This window comes from Acidovorax sp. FHTAMBA, from assembly GCF_038958875.1.
Lineage (GTDB): Bacteria > Pseudomonadota > Gammaproteobacteria > Burkholderiales > Burkholderiaceae_C > Acidovorax.
In genome coordinates this window covers 774,766-798,484 of sequence record NZ_CP152407.1, presented here as the reverse complement: position 1 = coordinate 798,484, position 23,719 = coordinate 774,766, and the positions used below count along the sequence as shown (strand labels likewise).

Below are 23,719 nucleotides of genomic sequence, written 5' to 3'. Positions count from 1 at the left end.
TAGACCACACCATGGCGCTCGGCACCGCATGAGTGCCGCGTCACAACGCTGGACGGTGGCGCGCTTGGGCACGGCCCAGACGCTGGCCTGGGCTTCGTCCTATTACCTGCCCGCCATGCTGGCCGCGCCCATGGCGCGCGACCTGGGCGTGGCCACACCCACGGTGTTCGCAGCGTTTTCGGTGGCGCTCATCGTGTCGGCGCTGCTTGGGCCTTTCGCAGGCCGGGCCATCGACCGCCATGGTGGCCGCCCGGTGCTGGTGGGCACCAACCTGCTGTTTGCCGCCAGCCTGACCGGCATGGCGCTGGCCCAAGGCCCGGTGGGGCTGTTTGCCGCCTGGGTGCTGATGGGCGTGGCCATGGGCTCCGGCCTGTACGAGGCCGCATTTGCCACGCTGGTGCGGCTGTATGGCCAGGGCGCACGCGGCGCCATCACCGGCATCACGTTGATTGCAGGTTTTGCCAGCACCGTGGGCTGGCCGCTGTCGGCCTGGATGGAGGTGCAATGGGGCTGGCGTGGCGCATGTGCCGGCTGGGCGGCATTGCACTTGCTGGTGGGCGTGCCGCTCAACGGCTGGCTGCCACGCGCCGACACTGCAGAAAAGCTTCCCCAACCTTCAGCGGATGCACCTGCGGCGGCCACCACGGAACCGGCGGCATCCGCACCGCCCGCTTCCGCTCACCCGCTGCGCACCACCGTGCTGCTGTCCTTTGTGTTTGCCGTCACCTGGTTCACCAGCACCGCCATGGCCGCGCATTTGCCGCGCCTGCTGCAGGCCAGTGGCACATCGCTGCAGGCGGCAGTCGCCATGGCCGCTCTTGTGGGCCCTGCGCAGGTGGCGGCGCGCCTGCTGGAGTTCGGCTTGCTGCGCCGCCTGCACCCGCTGCTGTCGGCCCAGCTGGCTGCCGCGGCACACCCCGTGGGCGCGGGCCTGTTGATGGTGGTGGGCGGGCCTGCGGCGGCGGTGTTCACCCTGCTGCATGGCGCGGGCAATGGCATTCTGACCATCGCCAAGGGAACGCTACCGCTGGTGTTGTTTGGGCCTGCGGGCTATGGCGCCCGCCAGGGCCTGATGATGGTGCCCGCCCGTGTTGCGCAGGCGTTTGCACCGGTGCTGTTTGGCATGCTGCTCGACGGTGTGGGGGTAGCGGCCGTGTGGCTCACAACGCTGCTGGGCCTGGCTGCGCTGGCCGCCCTGTGGCTGCTGCGTCCCGTGGCGCGGGCCTGAACGATCTATCGATCCATCGCTCAGCCGCGCGGCACCACAAACGCCCTGCGCGCAGCCAGCGCTGCGGCGCGCGAATGGCAGCCCTCCAGGTGATCGTTGACCAGCCCCATGGCCTGCATGAAGGCGTACACCGTGGTGGGGCCCACAAAGGTCCAGCCGCGCTTCTTGAGGTCTTTGGACATGGCGATGGACGCGGCAGAGGTGGACAGCGTGCGCGCCACTTCGCGCGTGATGCGCTCGGGCCGGTCGGTGGCTGCGGGCTCATAGCGCCAGGCGTAGTGCGCGAGCGATCCGAACTCGCGCTTGAGCTCCAGCACGCGGCGCGCGTTGTTGATGGTGGACTCGATCTTGCCCCGGTGGCGCACGATGGCCGCATCCTGCACCAGGCGCTCGACGTCGGCCGGGCCGAAGGCTGCAACCAGCTCGGCATCGAAGTTCGCAAACGCCGCGCGAAAGGCTTCGCGCTTGTTCAGGATGGTGAGCCAGCTCAGACCGGCCTGGAAGCCCTCCAGGCAGATCTTCTCGAAGAGCCTGCGGTCGTCGGCCACGGGGAAACCCCACTCGGTGTCATGGTAGTGGCGGTAAAGCGGCGTGGCCTGGCACCAGGTGCAGCGCGGGCATCCAGCCTCGTCGGCGAACAGGCCGTCGGGCAACGACTGCGGGGGAGGGGCGGCTTCAGCGTTCATGCGCCACATTCTAGAAACGGGCGTCGCGAGGCTGACAACCCCGGCCGCACGCGACTTGCTGATCTGCCCATAAACTGCCGCCATGCACCCGCCTTTCCTTCGCCTGCGGCGCTGGCCCGCCTTGCTCATCAGCCTGACCCTGGCGGGCTGTGCCAGCACCACGGGCCCCACCAGCGCGCTGGGTTACTACTGGCAATCGGTGCGCGGCCACCTGCAGCTGATGCACGCGGCCGAGCCCATCGACCGCTGGATCGCCCGCACCGACATCCCACCCGCCCTGCGCGAGCGGCTGCAGCTTGCGCAGCGTGCCCGCGCCTTTGCCGTGGCCGAGCTGGGTCTGCCCGACAACGCCAGCTACCGCCGCTATGCGGACCTCAAACGCACCGCAGCCGTCTGGAACGTGGTGGCCGCGCCGCCCTATTCCCTCACGCTGCACACCTGGTGCTTTCCGGTCACGGGCTGCATTGGCTACCGGGGCTACTTCACCGAGTCCGACGCGCAAGCCGAAGCGGCGGAGCTGGCCGCGCAGGGACTGGAAGTGGAGGTGTACGGCGTGCCCGCCTACTCCACGCTGGGTTACATGAACTGGGCGGGTGGCGACCCGCTGCTGTCCACCTTCATCGCCTGGCCCGAGGGCGACTTTGTGCGCCTGCTGTTCCACGAGCTGGCGCACCAGGTGGTGTACGCCAAGAACGACACCCTGTTCAACGAATCTTTTGCCACGGCGGTGGAGCGCATGGGCATTGCGCAGTGGCTGGCCACCGAGTCCACGCCCGAGGCGCGCGCAGCCTTTGCTACCAGCGAGGCGCGACGCAGCGCCTTCCGCGCGCTGACGCGGGCCACACGGGCCCGGCTCGCAGCAATTTATGAACAAAAAGGGGCTCCAGCGCTTGATGGCAAAGCGCTAACAGCTATGAAAAGTGAAGCAATGACCGCCTTTCGCACCGACTACGCCGCCCTGCGTGCGCGCTGGCTGGGCACCCCGGGCGGCCCCGCACCCGTGGCCACCACGGCCCAGGTGGCAGGTTACGACCGCTGGGTGGCCCAGGCCAATAACGCCAGCTTTGCCGCCCAGGCCGCCTACGATGAACTGGTGCCCGCGTTCGAGGCCTTGTTTGAACGCGAGGGCCGCAACTGGCCCCGGTTTTATGATGCCGTACGACAACTGACGCAGCAGCCCCCGCCCGAGCGCCACCAGGCCCTGCGCGCCCTTTTACCTGAACCCCGACACTTCAAGGAGACACCCGGTGCCTGACATCCATATCCACCGCGACCACCACCTGGGCTTCAAGGAAGCCCGCAAAGTGGCTTTCTCCTGGGCCGAAAAGGCCGAGGAAAAATTCGACATGGAATGCACCTATGAAGAGGGTGAGAAGGAAGACCTGCTCACCTTCACCCGCTCGGGCGTCAAGGGCACGCTGCTGGTGGATGCGCACCAGTTCGAGATGAAGGCGCAGCTCGGTTTTCTGTTCGGTGCGTTCAAGGACCGCATCGAGGCCGAAATTGGCGAGCAGCTCGATGCCTTGCTCAACGCGCCCCACCCCGGTGCCAGGAAGCCCGCTGCCGGCAAGAAGAAACCGGCGGCAGAGGCTGACGCTGCCAAGCCGGCGCCCAAGACCACCGCCAAGCCCGCCGCCAAGGCCCGCAAGGCGTAGCCGCCGGGATGCTCACCATGTCGCCCACGGATACAGCCGCCCACAGCCCGGCCTTTGACACGCTTTCCGGGCTGCTCCACACCCGCTACAGCTGCCGCGCCTTTCTGCCCCAGCCGTTGCCGCGCAGCACCATCGAATCCATCCTGGCCACTGCACAGCGCACCGCCTCGTGGTGCAACGCGCAACCCTGGCAGCTCACCATCGCCAGCGGTGCCACGCTGGAACGCCTGCGCAGCGCACTGCAGTCGCACATGGCCACCGCAGCGCCGGCGCCCGACCTGCCCTGGCCCCGCGAATACCGGGGCGTGTACCAGGAGCGGCGGCGTGAATGTGGCTGGGGTCTGTACGAAGCCCTGGGCATCGCCAGGGGCGACCGCGAGGCCTCAGCGCAGCAGGCCGCGCAGAACTTCACGATGTTTGGCGCGCCGCACGTGGCCATCGTCACCAGCGACGAGGCGCTGGGCGTGTACGGCGCGGTGGACTGCGGCGCCTATGTGAGCAACTTCATGCTGGCCGCGCACAGCCTGGGCGTGGGCTCCATCGCGCAGGCGGCACTGGCATCGTACCCCGGGGTGTTGCGCGAAGTGCTGGGCATTGGCGACGACCGCACCATCGTCTGCGGCATCTCGTTGGGCATGGCAGACCTGGCACACCCGGCCAACCATTTCCGCACCACCCGCGCAGACCCGGCCAGCAGCGTGGTGTGGCGGGATTGACCCGCCGCGGCCTCTCAGGCCACGGCGCGCAGTGCAGGGCTGCACGAACGCAGCACCGCAAACAGGTCCTTGGGGTCTGACAGTTCGGGAATCAGTTCGATCGGCTGGCCCATGCCGAGCTCGGTGGCCGCATCGCGCAAGAAGCGCAACGCAGAAAAGTCCTCTAGCGCAAAACCCACAGAGTCGAACACCGTTACCGCCGCATCGCCGGCCCGACCGGTGTGCTGACCTGCCAGCACTTCCCACAGCTCGGTGACGGCAAAGTCGGCGGGCAGCTGCTGGATGTCGCCTTCGATGCGGGTTTGCGGCGCGTATTCGACAAACACCTGGGCCTGGCGCAGCACGTCGGCATGCAGCTCGGTCTTGCCCGGGCAGTCTCCACCCACGGCGTTGACGTGCATGCCGGGCGCCAGCAGGTCGGGGGTGAGGATGGTGGCGTTGGTCTTGTCGGCCGTCACGGTGGTCACGATGTCGGCACCGCGCACGGCCTCGGCCGTGCTAGCGCAGGCCACGGTGCGCAGGCCCGCAGTGCCTTGCAGGTTGACCTGCAGCTTGGCGGTGGCGGCCGGGTCGGTGTCAAACAGCCGCAGGGTATCGATGCCCAGCAGGTGGTGAAAGGCCAGCGCCTGGAACTCGCTCTGGGCGCCGTTGCCGATCAGCGCCATGGTACGCGCGCCCGGGCGTGCCAGTGCGCGGGCCGCCACGGCCGACATGGCGGCGGTGCGCAGGGCGGTCGTGAGCGTGAGCTCGCTCACCATCACCGGCGCGCCGGTGGCCACATCGGCCAGCACGCCAAACGCCATCACCGTGGGCAGGCCCCAGCGCGTGTTCCTGGGGTGGCCGTTGACGTACTTGAACGCATAGGTCTGCTCGTCGGCAATGGGCATGAGCTCGATCACGCCGTCGCGCGAGTGGCTGGCCACGCGGGCGGTCTTGTCGAATGCGCTCCAGCGCAGAAAGTCTGCATGGATGTTGTCGGCGATGCCGCGCAGGCATTGTTCGATGCCCTTGCGTTGCACCAGCGCTATGACATCGGGCGCACTGAGGTAAAGGGTGGAAAAGGGGTGACGGGAAGCCATGGTGTTTGTCTCCGGAAGGGAATGGTTGCGGCGGCCCCGACAGGCTCCTGCCGCTACTCAAACCAGTGTCCGGGAGCGGCAAAACAATGGGAATTGCCCAAACTGCCGCCAAATGCAGCGCCCTTTGCCGCAATGGCAGAGAGAACTGGCACTTTGCTCACCTTCCGGTGGGCCCGCCCTTCGGAGTTGCCCCCGTGCGGGCCAAAAAAAGGCGACCCGAGGTCGCCTGTGGGGAGCGCGTGCCGTATCAGCTCAGCGACGCGATCAGGTCCACATACTGCTGCTTGGCCTCGTCGGCGCCGGTGCCCTTGAGCTTTTCCCAGGCGTCCCACTTGGCGCGGCCCACCATGTCGGAGAAGCTGGGCTTCTTCTCGCTGTTGTCACCGGCGGTGGCCTGCTTGTACAGCGCGTAGATCTTGAGCAGTGTGGCGTTGTCAGGGCGCTCGCTGAGGTTCTTGGAATTGGCCACGGCGGCTTCGAAAGTGGCGTTGAGGTCAGCCATGTCTGTGTGCTCCTTGGGTTCGTAGGGGAGGGAAAGAACGGTATCGGCAAAGGATTGCTGCGTTGTATCTTACGGGCTGCGCGCCCCGCCAAGTGGCGCCGTGCATAGAGGCAAGCCCCCAAAAACAACCACAACAGGTGTACATCCGATGGTGACCCGCATCCCAGCCCCCAGCGCCACCGCTGCACAGGGGGCCGCCAGCCGCCTGCGCAAGGCGCGTGCCCAGGCCCCCGAAGTGGCGCGCCGCGCCGCCCAGGCCCTGCCCCCGGCCGCCCGCAAGGCGGCCACCGTGGTGCAAAAGAACGTGCGCCGCGCCGCCACCGGCATGCTGGGCCTGTCGGGCGAGCGCATGAGCAAGGTCGATACCGCGTGGTTGCGCATGGATTCGCCCAGCAACCTGATGATGATCAACGGGGTGTGGACCCTGTCACCCGGCATCACCTGGGAGGCCCTGTGCGAACGTGTGCAGCAGCGCCTTTTGCAGTACCCGCGCTTTCACCAGCGGGTGGTGGAAGACGCAGCCGGCGCCACCTGGGTAGAAGACCGCAACTTCGACATCACGGCCCATGTGCTGCGCGAGAAGCTGCCACACCGCAAGGGCGTCAGCATGCAGCGTGCACTGCAGGACCGGGTCGGTGAACTGGCCATGCAGCCCCTGGATACGCGCCGCCCGCTGTGGCAGATGCACCTGATCGAAGACTTTGTGGGCGATGACGGGCAGCCGGGCAGCGCGCTCATTGTGCGCATCCACCACTGCATTGCCGATGGCATTGCGCTGATCTCGGTGACGATGTCCATCGTGGACGGCGGCGCAGAGCCGCCCCGGCGCTCCCGCAGGCAGCGCGAGCAGGCCGCCACGGCCGAGGACTGGATTGCCGATGCGCTCATCAAGCCCTTCACCGGGCTCACCATCAAGGCCCTGGACCTGGCGGGCGATGGCGCCGCCCGGTCGCTCAAGATGCTGGGCGACCCCGAAAAAGCCATGCACCACGGACTGGCAGGCACCATGGACATGGCGCGTGTGGCCTACCAGCTGGCCGCCGATGCAGCCGCCCTGGCGCTGATGCCCGACGATACGCCCACGCGCCTGAAGGGCCAGCCCGGCAGCGAAAAGCGCGTGGCCTGGTGCCCGCCGATTCCGCTGGAGGAGGTCAAGGCCATTGGCAAGGCGCTCAATTGCTCGGTCAATGACGTGCTGCTGTCGTGCGTGGCGGGCGCCATTGGCGGCTACCTGCGCAGCCAGGGCGACGACCCCTCGGGCCAGGAGATCCGCGCGATGATCCCCGTCAACCTGCGCCCCATGGAAGACGCGTGGAAGCTGGGCAACCGCTTTGGCCTGGTGCCGCTGGTGCTGCCCATCGGCATGGCCAACCCGATCGAGCGGGTGTACGAAGTGCGAAAGCGCATGAACGCACTCAAGGGCAGCACCCAGCCCATCCTGGCGTTTGCCATGCTGGCGGTGGCGGGGCTGATGATCAAGCCCGCGCAGGATGCGCTGCTCAACCTGTTTGGCCGCAAGACCACGGCGGTGATGACCAATGTGCCCGGCCCCAAGGAGCAGCTCACGCTGTGCGGCGCGCGCGTCACGCAGTGCATGTTCTGGGTGCCGCAGTCGGGCGGCATCGGCCTCGGCGTGTCCATCCTGAGCTACGGTGGCGGCGTTCAGTTTGGCGTGATCACCGACACCACGCTGTGCCCCGAGCCACAGCAGATCATCGACGCCTTTGCGCCCGAATTCGACCAGCTCTCGCTGCTGACGCTGATGCTGCCCTGGGGCGAATGAGCCCGTTATGAGGGCTTCGGGATTCATGGCCGGGCTGCGCAGTGCCCTGGTGGTGCTGGTGTGCATCACCGCCGCCCGGGCAGAAATCACCGAGCAGAACCTGCAGCGCCCCTACACCGTGGACGCCCAGCCCGGCGAGAGCCTGCGGCAGGCACTGAACCGCGCCACGCCAATTGCCGTGAACGGGCAGCGCTTTCATGGCTATACCCGGTGGAACGTGCGCTGGACCTTTCGCTGGTGGCGCGAGCCTTCGGGGCGCTGCACCATCACGGAGGTCCAGACGCACCTGCGCACCGAGGTGCAGCTGCCACAGCTGCGCACCGCCACACCCGCGCAACAGGCTGTGTTTGACCGCTACCTGCCCGCCCTGTCGCGGCACGAACAGGGGCATGTGCAGTTCGGGCGCGACGCGGCGCAGGCCATTGACGAGGGCATTGCCCGGCTGCCCGCTGTAGAAGATTGCGCCACGCTCGAACGCACGGCCAACGCCCTGGGCCACCGGCTGCTTCGGGAGCACACCGACCGGGAAAAAGCGTACGACCAGCGCACAGCCCACGGCGCCACGCAGGGCGCGCGGCTGGAGTGATCAGCCGCACCCGTGCGCTGCGCACCGGGGGCTCATTTGCTACTAAATTTATAGCTATTGGCGCTTATCCATAAAGCGCCAGAGGCCAATTTGATGCATATTTCTAGGCCGTCAACCCATCCACCGCCTGGAACATCGACTGCCGCGCCTGGCTGATGATCTGACCCTTCCACGCGTCGGTGTTGGTGTAGAACGCTGCCAGCATTTGCGCCTTGATCTGCGCGGCCTTGTCAGCGGGCGTTTCGGGGTGCAGGTGGAGCCACTGCTCGGCGCGCACGGCATTCATCACGTCAAGCACCGGCACGGTGCCGTATTCCATCGCGATCCCGGTGGCCTCGGCGCGCGGGCATTCGTCATAGATGGCGCCCCACATCAGCCCGGTGAGGAAGGCGGAGGTGGACGAACCGTCATAGATCGAGGTCACGGGTGTGGCGCCGCCGCCATCCCACCAGGCGCGGGCGCGGGCGACCGACGTGGCGTCGTCCTTGCCGGCATAGATGCGTTCGCCATGGCCACTGGGGCCGAGCCCCGTATGCAGGTCAATCCACGCAATGCCCTGTGCGCTTGCACCGTGCTGGCGCAGTACGCCGCGCAAGGTGCGGTTGCTCCAGGTGGGCGCGGTGCCGCCAAAGAAGATGCCGTCCGGATACTCGTGCTGGCCCTGCGAGATGGCGGCCTGCCAGGCCGCTTCGCCCTTGGTGGCGATGTAATCCGCCACCGCTGCCTGGTTCTCCGGGCCGGGCGGCCATTGCTCGGGCAGCAGCAGGGGGTGCACCTCTCGGTAGGCCTCGTTCACCGGCAGGGGTTTTGAAAAATCCTGGAAGTTGCGGTTCAGGTCCACGTTCTCGTGCGTGAAACGCCGGATGTGCGAAAAGCCATACGGGTTGAGCGCGTGGATATACAGCGTGGCAACACCCGCTGCATGCGCCTTGTCGCGCCACTCCTGGTCGTGCAGCGCAAACACCTGCACGCCGCTGCCGCAGTAGCCTTCCACGCCGTGGCAGGCGCTGCTCACAATGAGCAGTTTCTTCGCGTCCAGCGGGCCGTCGCGCACCACGTCCATGGCCAGGTCTTCACCGTCGCGGCCCTTCAGGGGGTGGGCGTGCGATTCGATGGGCAGCCCGGCTGCGGCCGCGGCTTCAAGGAATTTGGTCCGGGCCTGCGCGTAGCTGGGCAAAAAGGCGTCGACGATGCCGATCATGGGCAGTTGCTTTCGTGAACAGGATTGGAAACAAAAAAGAACACCCGGAGCACACAGGGACGCCAGAGCTTTAGGACAAAAACCGCAACGGGTATCAGTTGCCCGTTGCGCTGTGCGCCACCCGCGACGCATGAAACTGGCGCGCTCTAAACCAGCGCCCCCGCGCAAGGGCCGCCCCGCCGCGCTGGGGGCGTCCCCCTCCCGGCTCGCGCAGCGAGGCGAGAGAGGGGGAAGGCGCGAAGCGACTCAGGGGGTGTTTCACTTCAGGCCGCCGGCTGAGCCAGCCACTCTTCGGCCAGCTTGACCCAGTAGGTCGCGCCCAGCGGGATCAGGTCGTCGTTGAAGTCGTAGCTGGGGTTGTGCAGCATGCAGGGGCCGCCGCCGTGGCCCATCTCGCGGTGGGCGCCATCGCCGTTGGCGATGAAGCAGTACGCGCCGGGCTTGGCCTGCAGCATGTACGCAAAGTCTTCGGCGCCCATGGTGGGCTCTTGCGCCACCACGCGCTCTTCGCCCACGATGCCGGCCATCACCTTGCGGGCAAACTCGGCCTCGGCAGGCGAGTTGACGGTGGGCGGGTAGTTGCGCACGAACTCGAACTCGCAGGTGGCATCGTGCGCGGCGCAGTGGTGCTCGGCGATCTGGCGCATGCGCTTTTCGATGAGGTCCGTCACCTCGGTGGTGAAGGTGCGCACCGTGCCCTGCAACTCGACGCTGTCGGGCACCACGTTGGTGGCCTCGCCCGCATGGATCATGGTGACCGAGATCACGCCCGCGTCCACCGGCTTCTTGTTGCGGCTGATGATGGTCTGGAAGGTCTGCACCATGCCGCAGGCGATCGGCACGGGGTCGATGCCGGTGTGCGGCAGTGCCGCATGGCCGCCCTTGCCGCGGATGGTGACCTTGAACTCGCTGGTCGATGCCATCACCGGGCCGGGGCTCACGGCAAAGGTGCCCACCGGCATGCCGGGCCAGTTGTGCATGCCGTACACGGCCTCCATGGGGAACTGCTCGAACAGGCCGTCTTCGATCATCACGCGGGCACCGCCGCCGCCCTCTTCTGCCGGCTGGAAGATCAGGTACACGGTGCCATCAAAGTTGCGGTGCTTGGCAAAGTGCTGCGCTGCCGCCAGCAGCATGGCCACGTGGCCGTCGTGGCCGCAGGCGTGCATCTTGCCCTGGTGTTTGCTGGCGTGGGCGAAGGTGTTGAACTCCTGCATGGGCAGGGCGTCCATGTCGGCGCGCAGGCCAATGGCCCGGCCACTGGCGCCACCGTCGCGCCCCTTGACAATGCCCACCACGCCGGTCTTGCCCAGGCCCCGGTGGATGGGGATGCCCCACTCGGTAAGCTTTTGCGCCACCACGTCGGCGGTGCGCACCTCTTCAAAGCAGAGTTCGGGGTGGGCGTGAATATCCCGGCGCACCGCTGCAATACTGGCCGCCTGGGTGACGATGGAGTCGATAACGTTCATGATATGTGTCCTTACGATCTCACAGTCTAGCCCGCTGACCACCCCTTGCGCCACCCCGGGTTTATTTGCACTGCAACATGACACTCTCCCCCCACGCCCTCGAACTTGCGCAAACCCTGGTGCGCATGAACACCGTCAGCCATAACTCCAACCTGGAGCTGATCCATTTCATCCGCGACCACCTGGCCAGGCTGGGCGTGAAAAGCCGCCTGACCTTCAATGAGGACAAGACCAAGGCCAACCTGTTCGCCACGCTGGGCGAAGGCAAACCCGCCGGCGTGATCCTCTCGGGCCACACCGACACGGTGCCGTGGGACGGGCAGGACTGGACCATGGACCCGCTGAGTGCGCTGATCAAGGACGGCCCGGAAGGCCCGAGCCTGTACGGGCGCGGCAGCGCCGACATGAAGGCCTTCATCGGCGTGGCCGTGTCGCAGGCCGAGCAGTTCCTGAACAGCGATGCGCCGTTCGCCCTCCACTACGCGTTCAGCTACGAGGAGGAAATTGGCTGCTTTGGCGTGAAGGAACTCATCGCCGACCTGCGCGACGCGAACATCAAGCCCCTGGCCTGCATCGTGGGCGAGCCCACCAGCATGATCCCCGCCATCGCGCACAAAGGCGTGTACCGCTACAAGTGCTGCGTGCGTGGCAAGGAGGCGCATTCGTCCCTCACGCCGCATTCGGTCAACGCCATCGAGATGGCCGCCCGCGTGGTGGGCCGGGTGCGCGACATGGCGGAAGGCTTTGAAAAGAACGAGCCCCGCTTCGAGGGCTTTGACGTGCCGTTCTCGACCACCAGCGTGGGCCAGTTCCACGGCGGCATTGCCGACAACGTGGTGCCGCGCGACGCCGAGTTCCGCTACGAGTTCCGCGACCTGCCCACGGCCAATGCGGCGCAGATGCAGTCCGAGGTGGTGGCCTACGCCAAGTCGCTGGAGCCTGCGATGAAGAAGGTGGCGCCCGCAGCGGGCTTCGAGTTCGAGACCATCTGCGAGATCCCGAGTTTTCTGGGCAGCAAGGACGACCCGGTGACGCGCCTGGCGCAGGAGCTGAGCGGCGAAAAGCACACCACCTTGGTGGCCTTTGGCACCGAGGCGGGCCTGTTCAAGAACGCAGGCATCTCCACCGTGGTGTGCGGCCCCGGCAGCATCCGGCAGGCCCACCAGCCGGATGAGTATGTGAGCCTGGAGCAACTCGCGCGTTGCGAGGCCTTCATGCAAGGCCTGGCGCGCACGCGCACCCTGGGCTGATCACCTGCCGGTGCCGGGGGCCTCGGCGGGCACCCCGGCACCCCGGCACCCCGTCAGGTCCTCACGCGCCCGTCGCCGGTCAGCATCGACATTTCGACAAATTTGGATGCCGCGTGGCTGGCCGAGCTGAACGTTACCGGAAACCCCGAGATCACCTGGCTGCCCAGCGACTCGATGCCGGTGATGAGGCCTTCGCGCGTGAGCTTGCCGCCGTTTTGCGACTGGCGCAGGCCTTCGGCAAAGATGCGGGCGGCGAGGAAGCCTTCCATGCTGGAGTAATTGGCCTGCACCTTGTCGCCGCCCTTCTTGATGGCCTCCAGAAACTCGCGCGTGATCTGGCGCGAGGGCTGGTAGGGCGAGGGCACCACCTGCGACACCACCACACCCGCACCGTCCTTGCCCAGCTCGTCGGCCAGCGCCTGCGTGCCCACAAACGACACGTTGTAGAACGTACCGCCATAGCCCGCCTTGCGCGCGGCACGCACAAACGCAGCCGCAGCGGAATAGGCCGAGATCTGCACCACAGCATCGGGCTTGGCAGCCACCAGCTTTTCCACCGCCATCTTCACGTCGGTTGAATTGCGCTCCACCGTGGCCGTGGCCACCGGCGCGAGCTTGAGTTCCGCCAGCGCGCGGGTCACGCCGTCGAGCCCCGCCTTGCCGTAGGCGTCGTTCTGGTGGAACACCGCGATCTTCTGCAGGCCCAGATTGGTCAGCTGGCGGACGATGAGCGCGGTTTCGTCGTAGTACGAGGCGCGCACATGAAAGATCAGCCGGTTGAACGGCTGGCGCAGCGCCTCGGCACCCGTGAAGGGGCCAAAAAACGGCACCCGCTCCTTGGTGAAGATCGGCAGGGCTGCAAGGCTGGTGGGCGTGCCGATATAGCCAAACAGGGCAAACACATCTTCGGCAATGAGCTTGCGGGTGTTTTCGGCGCAGCGGTCGGGCTCGTAGCCATCGTCCATGGTGCGGATTTCGATCGTGCGCTTGCCCACGCCGCCCTGCGCGTTGAGCTGGTCAAAATACAGCTTGGCACCCAGGTTGAACTGCACGCCCAGCTGGGCTGCGGGGCCCGTGAAGGCGGCAGACTGGCCGAGCACGATGCGGCCTTCGCTCTGGGCGTGTGCCAGGTGAAAGCCCCCGAGCGCGGCGGCACCCAGGCCAACGGAAAACTGCCTGCGTCCCAAGCCCTTGTGGTTCATGGTGAAATCCTGTCTATCTGAAAGTAAAACGGTTGCCACTGCAAGGCATGGCCCTTGGGGGCCGGAACACGGACAGCGCCAGTGCCGACGCCCGCAACCATGATTCCGCCTGCTCACGGCGCTCTGTAACCGCAGCGGTGGTGCGCCTTGGTAATAACCCTAAGTGTACTGACCGTTACCCCACAGCAATAGCCATGCCCATTTCGCCCACCCACCCATCGGCAGATTCCTCCACCGTACGGGGCGCGTGCCCCCACGACTGCCCGGACACCTGCGCGCTGCTGACCACCGTGGAAAACGGCATCGCCACCCGCGTGCAAGGCAACCCCGCACACTCCCACACCGACGGCGTGCTGTGCGCCAAGGTGAGCAAATACACCGAACGCACCTACCACGCCGAGCGCATCCTCACACCGCTCAAACGCACGGGTGCCAAGGGCAGCGGGCAGTTCACCCCGGTCAGCTGGGACGAGGCACTGACGGACATCGCACAGCGCCTGAAGGCCATCGCCGCACGCGCGCCCGAGGCCATCCTGCCCTACAGCTACGCCGGCACCATGGGCATGGTGCAGGGTGAGAGCATGGACCGGCGCTTTTTCCACCAGCTGGGCGCATCGCAGCTCGACCGCACCATCTGCGCGTCGGCCGGGGCCGAGGCGCTCACGCAGACGCTGGGCGGCAAGGTGGGCATGAAGGTGGAGTTTTTCGCCGAATCGCAGCTCATCCTGATCTGGGGCAGCAACTCCATTGGCAGCAACCTGCACTTCTGGCGCTACGCGCAGCAGGCCAAACGCAACGGCGCCAAGCTGGTGTGCATCGACCCGCGCAAGAGCGAGACGGCCGACAAATGCCATGAGCACATCGCCCTGCGCCCGGGCACCGACGCCGCGCTGGCCCTGGCGCTGATGCACGAACTGATCACGCACAACTGGCTGGACCACGACTACATCGCCCACCATACGCTGGGCTGGGAACCGCTGCGCGAACGCGCCCTGCAATGGCCACCCGAACGCGCGGCCGAGGTCTGCGGCATTCCGGTAGAACAGATTCGTCAGCTGGCCAGGGACTATGGCACCACGAAGCCCGCCGCCATCCGCCTGAACTACGGCATGCAGCGTGTGCGCGGCGGCGGCAATGCCGTGCGCGCCGTGGCCTGCCTGCCCGCGCTCACCGGTGCCTGGCGCCACCGCGCGGGCGGCATGCTGCTGTCGAGCTCCGGTCAGTTCCCCGTGCAGCGCGCGGTGCTGCAGCGGCCCGACCTGATGCCTCAACGGACAACGGGTGGTACGGCCCGCACCCTCAACATGGTCACCATTGGCGACGACCTGCTGCGCGAGGCCGCGCCCGCCTTCGGCCCGAAGGTGGAGGCCATCGTGGTCTACAACAGCAATCCCGTGGCCGTGGCGCCCGACTCGGGCAAGGTGGTGCAAGGCTTTGCGCGCGAAGACCTGTTCACCGTGGTGCTGGAGCACTTCAAGACCGACACGGCCGACTACGCCGACTACATCCTGCCCGCCACCACACAACTCGAACACTGGGACGTGCACCTGAGCTACGGCCACACCGACGTAGTGCTCAACCGCCCCGCGATCGCGCCGCAGGGCCAGGCGCGCAGCAATGCGCAGATCTTCCGCGACCTGGCGGCGCACATGGGCTTCACCGAGCCCGGCTTTGCCGACAGCGACGAGGCCCTGTGCCGCCAGGCGTTTGGCGATGCGGTGGACTACGCACTGCTTGAAAGCCAAGGCTTTGCCACGCTGGCGCTGCCCGATGCGCCGTTCGCCGAAGGCAACTTCCCATCACCCTCTGGAAAGTGCGAGTTCTACAGCGCCCGCCTGGCCGCGCAGGGCCTGGACGGCCTGCCCGACCACCTGCCCAACTACGAACTGCAGGGCACGGACGCCCGCTACCCGCTGGCCATGATCTCGCCGCCCGCGCGCAACTTCTTGAACTCCACGTTTGTGAACGTGCAGAGCCTGCGCACCATCGAGGGCCGCCCGCTGCTCGAAATCCACCCCGACGACGCCGAAGCGCGGGGCATCGCCAACGACGCCGTGGTGCGCGTGTTCAACGACCGGGGCAGCTACCTGTGCCACGCCGCCGTCTCGCGCCGCGCAAGGCCCGGTGTGGTCAACGGCCTGGGCATCTGGTGGCGCAAGCTGGGGCTGAACGGCACCAACGTGAACGAGGTGACCAGCCAGGCACTGACCGACCTGGGCCGCGCGCCCACGTTCTACGACTGTCTGGTGGAAGTGGAGGCCAGCGCAGTGGATGCACCGGCGCCGGCCTCTGCCTGATAGCAGCTTCACAACGCCGACGGGCGGGTGCGGATTGCCTGGCTGGTTGGATGCGTCGGATTGGCCCCAAACCGTTCGGGCTGAGCCTGTCGAAGCCAGGGCTCCGATGCAGCACCCAGAAACGCAAAATTGATAGCTGCCAGCGCGTATACATCAAGCCCCACAAGCCAATCTGGCTTGAATTGTTCTTCACCGTTGCAGTAGAGCACGGCTCCATGAAAGGGGCCCAAGCCCCTTTTTCTTTGCGTTGGTCACTTGCCCAGTTGGCTGAGCAAAGCCTTTGCGCCCGGCTCCGACGATGCCGGGTTCTGCCCCGTGATCAGCGCACCATCGGTCAGCACATGGGGTGCCCAGTCGGTGCCTTTGGAATAGTGTCCACCGTTGGCCTTGAGCATGTCTTCCACCAGAAACGGCACGATGTGCGTCAGCTGCACGGCCTCTTCTTCGCTGTTGGTGAAGCCGGTCACTTGCTTGCCCTTGACCAGCGGCGACCCGTCGGGCGCCTTGGCGTGGCGCAGCACGCCGGGCGCGTGGCATACCAGCGCCAGCGGCTTGCCGGCCGCAAAGGTCTTTTCAATGAGCGCGATGGACTGCGCGTCTTCCGCCAGGTCCCACAGCGGGCCGTGGCCGCCGGGGTAGAACACGGCATCAAAGTCCTCGGCCTTCACGCTGGACAGCGGCACGGTGCTGGCCAGCTGTTTTTGCGCCTCGGCATCGGCCTTGAAGCGGCGCGTTGCGTCGGTCTGGGCGTCTTCGTCGTCGCTCTTGGGGTCCAGCGGAGGCTGGCCGCCGCGGGGCGACGCGAGCGTGATCTGCGCGCCGGCATCCTTGAACACGTAGTACGGTGCTGCAAACTCTTCCAGCCAGAATCCGGTCTTTTTGCCGGTGTCGCCCAGTTGGTCGTGGGACGTCAGAACCATGAGGATGTGTGCCATGGAGGTCGCTTTCGTTAGGGGTTGATGTGAAACACCAAACTGGCACCGTACCAGCCACAAGGCCCGTTGTCCCGCAATGCCGGCAGGTTTGCGGCATTGGCTTACAGCATGGCGCTGCCGCGCGTTCCGCACCCATCGCAGTTCAACGCAGGTGCCGCGCCAGAAAGTGCGCCACAGGTCGGGGAAGCACGCCTCAGCCCGGTCCGCTGTGACCGCACCTTGAAACCAACGCGGTGCGGCGACGCCGTATCACTTCAATTTTGATAGCTGTCAGCGCATATCCATCCATCGCCAGAGGCCATTTTCATCCCTATTTTCCAGCGCCACGGCCGAATCGCGGCGCCTCTCCAGGCCGCATTCGAACGGGCTTTGCACAAAGGCGGTACGGTCATCCACGCAAGTACCAAACACGTATTCGGGGTACAGGTAGTCGTCGCCAAAGCGCATCAGGTCGAGTGGCATGGTGCGCAGCACCGGCTTGCGCCCCTGCACGGCCACGGCCATGTAGTCCGTCCATACCGGCAGTGCCTGCGTGCCGCCGGTGTGCCGGCCCAGGCTGCGCGGCTGGTCGTAGCCCATCCACACGACCGAGGCCACGCCCGACGAGTAGCCTGCAAACCACACGTCGCGCGCGTCGTTGGAGGTGCCGGTCTTGCCCGCCACGTCGGGGCGGCCCAGCGCCCTGGCGCGCCTGCCGGTGCCGTGCTCGACCACGTCGCGCAGCATGCTGTCGAGCACGAAGGCGTTGCGCTCGGACACCACGGCGGCGCGGGGCGATGACCCTTGCGCCTCGTACAGCACCTCGCCGCCGCGCTCGCTCACGGTGCGGATCAGCCGGGGCTGTACCAGCGTGCCACCATTGGCAAACACGGCGTAGGCCTGCGTCAGCTGCAGTGGCGTGACTGCGCCCGCGCCCAGCGCCAGCGGCAGCCGGGCCGGGTTGAGCGCGGGGTCAAAACCAAAGCGGGTGGCGAACTGCTGCACATACTGCACTCCGGCCGCTTCCATCAGGTTGACCGCCACCATGTTCTTGGAACGCACCAGGCCGCGCCGCGCGGAAATGAAACCTTCGTAATTGCCACCATAGTTGCGCGGGCTCCAGGCGGCGCGACCGCGTGCGGCGGGGGTGACCACGCGCTGCGTATCGTCGACCAGCGTGCCCGGTGCATAGCCCTTCTCCAGCGCGGCAGAGAAGATGAACGGCTTGAAGGTGGAGCCGGGCTGACGCAGGGCCTGCACCGCATGGTCGAACTGGTTCAGTGCGTGGTCGAAGCCGCCCGCGAGCGCCAGAATCTCCCCGGTGTCCGTGTCCATGGAGACCAGCGCCCCTTCCATGCCGGGCAGCTGCGCAAGGCTCCACTGCTGGCGTGCGTCGGCCACCACGCGAATCACCGCGCCCGATGAAATGCGCCGCTGCGTGGGCGTATCGGGCGCCAAGGCCTCGCGGGCGCTGGCAGTCAGGCGGCTGCGCGGAATCTGCACGCGCGTGCCGTCGCGCAGCAGCGCAGAAATGCCGCCCGCCTGCGACGCCTCGCGCACCAGGGCCACCCGCAGTTCACCGCTGTCCCGGTACGGCGCCAGCGCTGCACTCAGGGCCCGGGGGTGGCCGTTTCGGGCGGCCTCGGTGTGCGATAAGCGTGCCTCGGGGCCCGCATAGCCCTGCGACGCCTGCGCGCGCAGCAGCCCGGCGCGCAGCGCGCGCGTGGCGGCCTGCTGCTCTGCCAGGCGCAGGGTGGTGACCACATCCAAGCCCAGCGAATACGCCGCTTCTCCAAACCGGTCCACCACCATCTTGCGCGCTTGTTCCACGGCAAACGCTGCGGCAGGGTCGATGGAACGTGGCTGCGTGCGCAAAGCGAGCACCTCGGCACTGGCCGCGTCGTAAGCGGCGGTGTCCAGGTAGCCCAGCGCGTGCATGCGCTGCAGGATGTATTGCTGGCGCACGGTGGCGCGTTCGCGGTTGGCCACCGGGTTGTAGGCCGAAGGCGCCTTGGGCAGGCCGGCCAGCATCGCGGCCTCGGCCACTGTCAGCTCGTCCAGCGTCTTGTCGAAGTACACCGACGCGGCCGCTGCAAACCCGTAGGCCCGCTCGCCCAGGTAGATCTGGTTCATGTACAGCTCCAGGATCTTGTCCTTGCTGTACATGGCCTCCAGCTTGTAGGCCAGCAGGATCTCCATGAGCTTGCGGCTGTAGGTTTTGACACGGCTCAGAAAGAACACCCGCGCCACCTGCATGGTGATGGTGCTCGCGCCCTGGGCGTGCTCGCCAGACACCACATTGCGCAGCGCAGCGCGCGCCAGGCCGGTGAAGTCCACCGCGCCGTGCTCGTAAAACCGCGCATCCTCAATCGCCAGCAGCGCCTGGCGCACGTGCGCCGGTATGTGGCCAATGGGCACGAAATCGCGGCGCTCTTCGCCGAACTCCGCCAGCAGGCTGCCGTCGGCGGCATAAATGCGCAGGGGCAACATGGGGTCGTAGTCGGCCAGGTGGTCTACCGTGGGTAACTGTTGCCACAGCAGGTGCAGCACCCAGGCCCCACCGGCGCTGCCGGCCAGCACCAGACCGGCCAGGAAGCCGCAGAGAAATTTGAGCGCCGAGCGCTTATTGGGCGCCACGGCAGGCGCGGCAGCAGAGGGTGATGAAGACATCCAGAGGGATTTCGGGCTGAGCAGTACCCGTCGATGACGGGCCTGCGGCGCCTCTCCCCCTGTCCTTGGTACCTGAGAGTTTCAGCTGCGGTGGCAGCCAGCCCCTTCGGTGGGCCCCCGCCCGCGTTGCGCAGTGCGGCGGCCTCTCTCCAGTCGGCGATGGTCTCTTGCGGTCCGGTGTGCCTGAGCGATGATGGGAGTTTGCGCCTTCGGCGGGGGCGGTGCCGCCCCTCTCTCCCGCAAGATAAGGGTTTACTCTAACCCACGCGCACAAACCAAACCCGGCCCCAAGGGTATTGACGGCCCTGGGCGGGCCGCTTACAGGGCGGCTTCGAGGATGCGACGGCTCACGGCGGGCGTGATCTCGCGCTGCTCGCCCAGCTGCACCATGCCATGCGCTTCGAGCTGCGCCACCACGGTGGTGACCACCTCGGCACCCAGACCGTAGCCCGACAGGCGCGTGGCGATGCCCATGCTTTCAAAGAAATCACGCGTGCGCTCGATGGCGGCGGTGATGCGCTCGTCGTCGGTGCCCGTGGTGATGCCCCACACGCGCTCGCCGTACTGCAAGAGCTTTTCGCGCTTGGCCACCCGGCGCTCGTTGAGCAGCGCGGGCAGCACGATGGCCAAGGTGCGCGCGTGGTCGATGCCGTGCAACGCGGTCAGCTCGTGGCCGATCATGTGCGTGGCCCAGTCCTGCGGCACGCCGGCGCCGATGAGGCCGTTGAGCGCCATGGTGGCGGCCCACATCAGGTTGGCGCGGTCGTCATACACCGGCTCTTGTGCTGTCAGCAGGCGCGGGCCCACCTCGATCAGCGTCTGCAGGATGCCTTCGGCAAAACGGTCCTGCACGGGCGCGTTGACCGGGTAGGTCAGGTACTGCTCCACCGTGTGCACAAACGCATCCACCACGCCATTGGCCAGCTGCTGGGGCGGCAGGGTGTAGGTCTTGGTGGGGTCGAGCACCGAGAACTGCGGGTAGGTGTGCCGGCTGCTGAAAGGCAGCTTGGCCCCCTTGGCGCGGTGGGTGATGACGCTGCCGCTGTTCATCTCCGAGCCTGTGGCGGGCAGCGTGAGGACAGCACCAAACGGCAGCGCACTCTTCACGTTGCGGCCGTATTTTTCAAGGATTGACCAGGGCTCCCCCTCCAGCGGAACGGCGGCCGCGATGAACTTGGTGGCGTCGATCACCGAGCCGCCGCCCACGGCCAGCAAAAAGTCAAACCCGCCCTCGCGGATCTGCGCCACGGCCTTCATGCAGGTCTCGTAACTCGGGTTGGGCTCGATGCCGCTGAAGGTGGCGTGCTGGCGCTCGCCCAGCGCGGCGCGCACTTCGGTCAGCGTGCCGGTCTTTTCGGCGCTGGCGCCACCCACGAGGATCAGCACCTTGGCGGCAGCGGGCACGAGCTTGGCCAAGTCGGCAATGCGGCCTTGGCCGAAGGCGATGTGGGTGGGGTTGTGGAAGTCGAAATTCAGCATGGGATGAGTGTTTCTGGTGGGGGCTGCCTGCAGGGCGCTTGCCGCTGGCGGGCCGGGAACAACGATTGTGCGGCGCCGCCACGCGGAGCACCCGTCACACGCGCGATAACCCCACGGGTGCCGCCGTGCCACTGCGCCATTCAAAATACTGTCTATATACACAGTATTCGGGTATAAATCGGGACACCATTTTTTGGAGGAGCCCCTGCCCATGCTGGACCACATGACTTTCCGCGTGACCGACATCGCCCGCGCCAAGGCGTTTTACAGCGCCGCCCTGGCGCCATTGGGTTACACCCTTTGTTTTGAAGGCAACTACGGCGCCAACATGCTGGGCCTTGCCTACGCAGACCCGTCCGAGCCGGATGGCAAGAAGGCCGATGTGTGGTTCATCGACGGCCCCTCGCCGTACGGTGGTCCACCAGCCACCGCAGGCTGCCACCTGGCGTGGCGCGCCCAAAGCCGCGCACAGGTGGACACTTTCTACGCCGCCGCCATCGCCGCCGGGGGCAAGGACAACGGGGCCCCGGGCCTGCGGCCCGACTACCACGCGCACTACTACGGCGCGTTTGTCATTGACCCGGAAGGCAACAACGTAGAGGCGGTGTGCCACCTGCCAGGGTAAGGCAGGCCGGCGGCGCCCGAAGTGGGCGCATTTCTGACCCCTGCGCCCGTGGACCTGCCGTTGCCAGACCACCGGGTGCGTCCCGCATCGGGAGATGCGGCAGCACCGCTGCGCAAAGGGTCAATCCAGCTTCACCCCCGCCGCCTTGATGATCTCGCCCCAGCGCTTGGACTCGGCCCGCGCCATGGTGCGGAACTGCTCGGGCGTGCCGGGCAGGGCTTCCATGCCGAAGTCGTTCATGCGCTTGACCACGGCGGGATTGAGCAGGGCCTTGTTCAGGTCGGCGTTCAAACGCGTGGTGATCGCGGCGGGCAAACCGGCGGGCGCGAGGATGCCCTGGAAGGCGAACACTTCGGTATCGGGCACGCCCGCTTCGGCCAGGGTGGGCACGTCGGGCAATGCGGCCACGCGCTTGGACGAGCCGATGGCCAGGGCACGCACCTTGCCCGACTGGATCACGGGCAGGCCGGCCGCCAGGTCGAGGAACATGCACGGCACCTGGCCGCCCATCACGTCCTGCATGGCGGGCGCTGCACCGCGGTAGGGGATGTGCGTGAGGAAGGTCTTGGTGCGGTTCTTGAACATCTCCATCGCCAGGTGGTGCGGCGAGCCGTTGCCGGGCGATGCGTAGTTGAGCTTGCCGGGGTTGGCGCGGGCATAGGCCAGAAATTCCTTCACCGTCCTGGCTTCAAACGATGGGTGCACCACCAGCGCCAGCGGAAAGCGGCTGATGCCACCCACGTAGGTGAAGTCCTTTTCAGGATTGAACGGCAGCTTGGTGAACAGGTGCTCGTTGTAGGCCAGGATGGCGTTGTCGGCCGACATGAAGGTGTTGCCGTCGGGCTTGGCCGTGGCCACGGCCTGGCCGCCGATGTTGGTGGAGGCGCCGGGGCGGTTGTCCACCACGATCTGCTGGCCCAGCGTCTGGCGCATGGCCTCGGCCACGGTGCGGGCCAGCACGTCGGTACCGCCACCGGCAGGGTACGGCACAACCCAGCGCAGGGGTTGGTCGGGCCAGGTGGATTGAGCAGCGGCCCAGGGTGCTGCGGTGGTGGCGCCTGCGGCGGCCAGGGCGGACAAGAGGGTGCGGCGTTGCATGAAAGTTGTCTCCTTGAAAATACTACTAAATTGATAGCTGTTAGCGCTTATCCAGAAAGCGCTGTAGCCATTTTTTGCTTGTTCGTCTGGTCACCCTTGCGCGCGTCGATGGAAACCGGCGCGTGCCAAGGCCAGCGCCACCGTGGAACTGGCTCCGCCAGGCCACGGGTGGCGTCCCCCTGAGGGGGATGACGCCGAAGGCGGCTCAGGGGGCTGCGATGCCTTGGTCAATGGCACCAAAGATGCTGGCGCCGTCCTTGCCCTTGACCTCGATGCGGATGGTGTCGCCGAACTTCATGAACTCGGTGCTCGGCTTGCCGTCCTGGATGGTTTCGATGCAGCGCTTTTCGGCAATGCAGCTGTAGCCCTTGGGCCATTCGGTGCGGCCGTTGGCGTCCGTCACGCCCTTGTTGCTCACGGTGCCGCTGCCGATGATGGAGCCGGCGCGCACATTGCGCGTCTTGGCGACGTGGGCAATGAGCTGGCCGAAGTGGAAGGTCATCTCGGGACCGGCGTCGCACATGCCCACCTTGCGGCCGTTCCAGGTGGATTGCACGGTGAGGTGCAGGCGGCCGTGGTCCCAGGCGTCGCCCAGCTCGTCCAGTGTGACGGCCACTGGGCTGAAGGCGGTTGCGGGCTTGCTCTGGAAGAAGCCAAAACCTTTGGCCAGCTCCGCAGGGATGAGGTTGCGCAGGCTCACGTCGTTGGCAATCATCACCAGGCGGATGCCGTCCAGCGCCTGCTCTGGCGTGGCGCCCATCTTCACGTCGCCGGTCACCACGGCAATTTCGGCCTCGAAGTCGATGCCCATGGCTTCGCTGGGCACCACCACGTCGTCGCAGGGGCCGATGAAATCATCGCTGCCGCCCTGGTACATCAGCGGGTCGGTATAGAAGCTTTCGGGCACCTCGGAGTTGCGCGCCTTGCGCACCAGCTCCACATGGTTGATGTAGGCCGAGCCGTCGGCCCACTGGTAGGCGCGCGGCAGCGGGGCCATGCACTGGGCCGGGTCGAAGGGGAACGCGTGGCGCGCGCGGCCGCTGTTGAGCTGGTCATACAGGTCCTGCAGCTGGGGCGAGATGAAGCCCCAGTCGTCCAGCACCTGCTGCATCTTGCTGGCAATGCCGGTCGCATAATGGGCCGTGCCCAGGTCGCGGGAGACGACAACCAGCTGGCCGTCGCGCGAGCCGTCTTTGTAGGTAGCAAGTTTCATGGTGGCAGAACCTTCGGTCTCAAGGGATTTGAGGGATTGGGGGCATCACCCAGCACTAATTACGCT

At 66.7% G+C, this 23,719-nt stretch carries 20 protein-coding genes and 1 riboswitch; of the genes, 9 read left to right on the top strand and 11 right to left on the bottom strand.

The window, feature by feature from the left end; all coding sequences use genetic code 11:
- Positions 1–28 precede the first annotated feature (28 nt).
- Positions 29–1,228, top strand: a complete 1,200-nt coding sequence (locus tag AAFF19_RS03700) for an MFS transporter (protein WP_182119683.1) — start codon at positions 29–31, stop codon at positions 1,226–1,228.
- Between the two features lie 20 nt (positions 1,229–1,248).
- Here the strand turns inward: AAFF19_RS03700 and AAFF19_RS03695 are convergent, their stop codons facing one another.
- Positions 1,249–1,923: a DNA-3-methyladenine glycosylase I gene (locus AAFF19_RS03695; RefSeq protein WP_342721340.1), complete on the bottom strand. Its 675-nt coding sequence runs from the start codon at positions 1,921–1,923 to the stop codon at positions 1,249–1,251.
- 73 nt (positions 1,924–1,996) lie between these two features.
- Between AAFF19_RS03695 and AAFF19_RS03690 the strand changes: the two genes are divergently transcribed.
- The 3 genes from AAFF19_RS03690 to AAFF19_RS03680 are packed head-to-tail and all read left to right on the top strand — an operon-like array spanning position 1,997 to position 4,285.
- On the top strand, positions 1,997–3,169 hold the full coding sequence (locus tag AAFF19_RS03690) for an aminopeptidase (RefSeq protein ID WP_342721339.1): 1,173 nt from the start codon (positions 1,997–1,999) through the stop codon (positions 3,167–3,169).
- A complete protein-coding gene (locus AAFF19_RS03685) occupies positions 3,162–3,569 on the top strand; it encodes a polyhydroxyalkanoic acid system family protein (protein WP_182119680.1) in 408 nt (135 codons plus the stop codon). Before AAFF19_RS03690 ends, AAFF19_RS03685 begins: the two co-directional genes overlap by 8 nt.
- Positions 3,570–3,577: 8 nt before the next feature.
- Positions 3,578–4,285, top strand: coding sequence for a nitroreductase (locus AAFF19_RS03680; RefSeq protein ID WP_182119679.1), 708 nt, complete (start codon positions 3,578–3,580; stop codon positions 4,283–4,285).
- A gap of 14 nt (positions 4,286–4,299) precedes the next feature.
- Here the strand turns inward: AAFF19_RS03680 and AAFF19_RS03675 are convergent, their stop codons facing one another.
- Positions 4,300–5,364 (bottom strand): ornithine cyclodeaminase, encoded by a 1,065-nt coding sequence (locus tag AAFF19_RS03675; RefSeq protein ID WP_182119678.1) that lies wholly within the window; start codon positions 5,362–5,364, stop codon positions 4,300–4,302.
- A 247-nt stretch (positions 5,365–5,611) separates the two neighbouring features.
- On the bottom strand, positions 5,612–5,866 hold the full coding sequence (locus tag AAFF19_RS03670; RefSeq protein ID WP_008903108.1) for an acyl-CoA-binding protein: 255 nt from the start codon (positions 5,864–5,866) through the stop codon (positions 5,612–5,614).
- Between the two features lie 148 nt (positions 5,867–6,014).
- Here AAFF19_RS03670 and AAFF19_RS03665 point away from each other — a divergent pair, with 148 nt between their 5' ends.
- Both AAFF19_RS03665 and AAFF19_RS03660 read left to right on the top strand, forming a co-directional pair.
- Positions 6,015–7,649 (top strand): wax ester/triacylglycerol synthase family O-acyltransferase, encoded by a 1,635-nt coding sequence (locus AAFF19_RS03665; RefSeq protein ID WP_182119677.1) that lies wholly within the window; start codon positions 6,015–6,017, stop codon positions 7,647–7,649.
- A 7-nt stretch (positions 7,650–7,656) separates the two neighbouring features.
- Positions 7,657–8,235 carry a DUF922 domain-containing protein gene (locus AAFF19_RS03660; protein WP_182119676.1) on the top strand — a complete coding sequence of 193 codons (579 nt, stop codon included), beginning with the start codon at positions 7,657–7,659 and terminating at the stop codon, positions 8,233–8,235.
- 103 nt (positions 8,236–8,338) lie between these two features.
- Here the strand turns inward: AAFF19_RS03660 and AAFF19_RS03655 are convergent, their stop codons facing one another.
- Together AAFF19_RS03655 and AAFF19_RS03650 are read right to left on the bottom strand one after the other, a co-directional pair.
- A complete protein-coding gene (locus tag AAFF19_RS03655; protein ID WP_182119675.1) occupies positions 8,339–9,436 on the bottom strand; it encodes a M14 family metallopeptidase in 1,098 nt (365 codons plus the stop codon).
- Between the two features lie 263 nt (positions 9,437–9,699).
- Positions 9,700–10,905: a M20 aminoacylase family protein gene (locus tag AAFF19_RS03650; protein ID WP_008903112.1), complete on the bottom strand. Its 1,206-nt coding sequence runs from the start codon at positions 10,903–10,905 to the stop codon at positions 9,700–9,702.
- A 77-nt stretch (positions 10,906–10,982) separates the two neighbouring features.
- Between AAFF19_RS03650 and argE the strand changes: the two genes are divergently transcribed.
- A complete protein-coding gene (gene argE, locus AAFF19_RS03645; protein ID WP_182119674.1) occupies positions 10,983–12,155 on the top strand; it encodes an acetylornithine deacetylase in 1,173 nt (390 codons plus the stop codon).
- 53 nt (positions 12,156–12,208) lie between these two features.
- Here the strand turns inward: argE and AAFF19_RS03640 are convergent, their stop codons facing one another.
- Positions 12,209–13,357 carry an ABC transporter substrate-binding protein gene (locus AAFF19_RS03640; RefSeq protein ID WP_182119673.1) on the bottom strand — a complete coding sequence of 383 codons (1,149 nt, stop codon included), beginning with the start codon at positions 13,355–13,357 and terminating at the stop codon, positions 12,209–12,211.
- Positions 13,358–13,551: 194 nt separating this feature from the next.
- Between AAFF19_RS03640 and AAFF19_RS03635 the strand changes: the two genes are divergently transcribed.
- Positions 13,552–15,654: a molybdopterin oxidoreductase family protein gene (locus AAFF19_RS03635; protein WP_182119672.1), complete on the top strand. Its 2,103-nt coding sequence runs from the start codon at positions 13,552–13,554 to the stop codon at positions 15,652–15,654.
- 251 nt (positions 15,655–15,905) lie between these two features.
- Here AAFF19_RS03635 and AAFF19_RS03630 read toward each other — a convergent pair whose 3' ends face one another.
- The 3 genes from AAFF19_RS03630 to AAFF19_RS03620 all read right to left on the bottom strand — a co-directional run bounded on the left by AAFF19_RS03630 (position 15,906) and on the right by AAFF19_RS03620 (position 20,717).
- Positions 15,906–16,589 carry a type 1 glutamine amidotransferase domain-containing protein gene (locus AAFF19_RS03630; RefSeq protein WP_008903116.1) on the bottom strand — a complete coding sequence of 228 codons (684 nt, stop codon included), beginning with the start codon at positions 16,587–16,589 and terminating at the stop codon, positions 15,906–15,908.
- Positions 16,590–16,859: 270 nt separating this feature from the next.
- Positions 16,860–19,238, bottom strand: a complete 2,379-nt coding sequence (locus AAFF19_RS03625) for a PBP1A family penicillin-binding protein (RefSeq protein WP_182119671.1) — start codon at positions 19,236–19,238, stop codon at positions 16,860–16,862.
- Positions 19,239–19,398: 160 nt separating this feature from the next.
- Positions 19,399–19,488: riboswitch (glycine riboswitch) on the bottom strand.
- 68 nt (positions 19,489–19,556) lie between these two features.
- Entirely contained in the window at positions 19,557–20,717 is a 1,161-nt protein-coding gene (locus AAFF19_RS03620) for an iron-containing alcohol dehydrogenase (RefSeq protein ID WP_182119670.1), read from the bottom strand.
- Between the two features lie 211 nt (positions 20,718–20,928).
- Here AAFF19_RS03620 and AAFF19_RS03615 point away from each other — a divergent pair, with 211 nt between their 5' ends.
- Positions 20,929–21,342, top strand: a complete 414-nt coding sequence (locus AAFF19_RS03615; protein ID WP_182119669.1) for a VOC family protein — start codon at positions 20,929–20,931, stop codon at positions 21,340–21,342.
- A 120-nt stretch (positions 21,343–21,462) separates the two neighbouring features.
- On the opposite strand, the gene AAFF19_RS03610 is transcribed toward AAFF19_RS03615, so the two are convergent.
- Both AAFF19_RS03610 and AAFF19_RS03605 read right to left on the bottom strand, forming a co-directional pair.
- Positions 21,463–22,440: a tripartite tricarboxylate transporter substrate binding protein gene (locus AAFF19_RS03610; RefSeq protein ID WP_182119668.1), complete on the bottom strand. Its 978-nt coding sequence runs from the start codon at positions 22,438–22,440 to the stop codon at positions 21,463–21,465.
- A 205-nt stretch (positions 22,441–22,645) separates the two neighbouring features.
- The gene (locus AAFF19_RS03605) at positions 22,646–23,653 is read right to left on the bottom strand and encodes a fumarylacetoacetate hydrolase family protein (RefSeq protein ID WP_342721337.1); all 1,008 of its coding nucleotides are present in this window, start codon (positions 23,651–23,653) and stop codon (positions 22,646–22,648) included.
- Between the last annotated feature and the right edge of the window lie 66 nt (positions 23,654–23,719).

Coding starts and splice junctions, on each gene's coding strand:
- AAFF19_RS03700 (WP_182119683.1), top strand. CDS start 29: ATGAGTGCCGCGTCACAACGCTGGACGGTGGCGCGCTTGGGCACGGCC.
- AAFF19_RS03695 (WP_342721340.1), bottom strand. CDS start 1,923: ATGTGGCGCATGAACGCTGAAGCCGCCCCTCCCCCGCAGTCGTTGCCC.
- AAFF19_RS03690 (WP_342721339.1), top strand. CDS start 1,997: ATGCACCCGCCTTTCCTTCGCCTGCGGCGCTGGCCCGCCTTGCTCATC.
- AAFF19_RS03680 (WP_182119679.1), top strand. CDS start 3,578: ATGCTCACCATGTCGCCCACGGATACAGCCGCCCACAGCCCGGCCTTT.
- AAFF19_RS03675 (WP_182119678.1), bottom strand. CDS start 5,364: ATGGCTTCCCGTCACCCCTTTTCCACCCTTTACCTCAGTGCGCCCGAT.
- AAFF19_RS03670 (WP_008903108.1), bottom strand. CDS start 5,866: ATGGCTGACCTCAACGCCACTTTCGAAGCCGCCGTGGCCAATTCCAAG.
- AAFF19_RS03665 (WP_182119677.1), top strand. CDS start 6,015: ATGGTGACCCGCATCCCAGCCCCCAGCGCCACCGCTGCACAGGGGGCC.
- AAFF19_RS03660 (WP_182119676.1), top strand. CDS start 7,657: ATGAGGGCTTCGGGATTCATGGCCGGGCTGCGCAGTGCCCTGGTGGTG.
- AAFF19_RS03655 (WP_182119675.1), bottom strand. CDS start 9,436: ATGATCGGCATCGTCGACGCCTTTTTGCCCAGCTACGCGCAGGCCCGG.
- AAFF19_RS03650 (WP_008903112.1), bottom strand. CDS start 10,905: ATGAACGTTATCGACTCCATCGTCACCCAGGCGGCCAGTATTGCAGCG.
- argE (WP_182119674.1), top strand. CDS start 10,983: ATGACACTCTCCCCCCACGCCCTCGAACTTGCGCAAACCCTGGTGCGC.
- AAFF19_RS03640 (WP_182119673.1), bottom strand. CDS start 13,357: ATGAACCACAAGGGCTTGGGACGCAGGCAGTTTTCCGTTGGCCTGGGT.
- AAFF19_RS03635 (WP_182119672.1), top strand. CDS start 13,552: ATGCCCATTTCGCCCACCCACCCATCGGCAGATTCCTCCACCGTACGG.
- AAFF19_RS03630 (WP_008903116.1), bottom strand. CDS start 16,589: ATGGCACACATCCTCATGGTTCTGACGTCCCACGACCAACTGGGCGAC.
- AAFF19_RS03625 (WP_182119671.1), bottom strand. CDS start 19,238: ATGTCTTCATCACCCTCTGCTGCCGCGCCTGCCGTGGCGCCCAATAAG.
- AAFF19_RS03620 (WP_182119670.1), bottom strand. CDS start 20,717: ATGCTGAATTTCGACTTCCACAACCCCACCCACATCGCCTTCGGCCAA.
- AAFF19_RS03615 (WP_182119669.1), top strand. CDS start 20,929: ATGCTGGACCACATGACTTTCCGCGTGACCGACATCGCCCGCGCCAAG.
- AAFF19_RS03610 (WP_182119668.1), bottom strand. CDS start 22,440: ATGCAACGCCGCACCCTCTTGTCCGCCCTGGCCGCCGCAGGCGCCACC.
- AAFF19_RS03605 (WP_342721337.1), bottom strand. CDS start 23,653: ATGAAACTTGCTACCTACAAAGACGGCTCGCGCGACGGCCAGCTGGTT.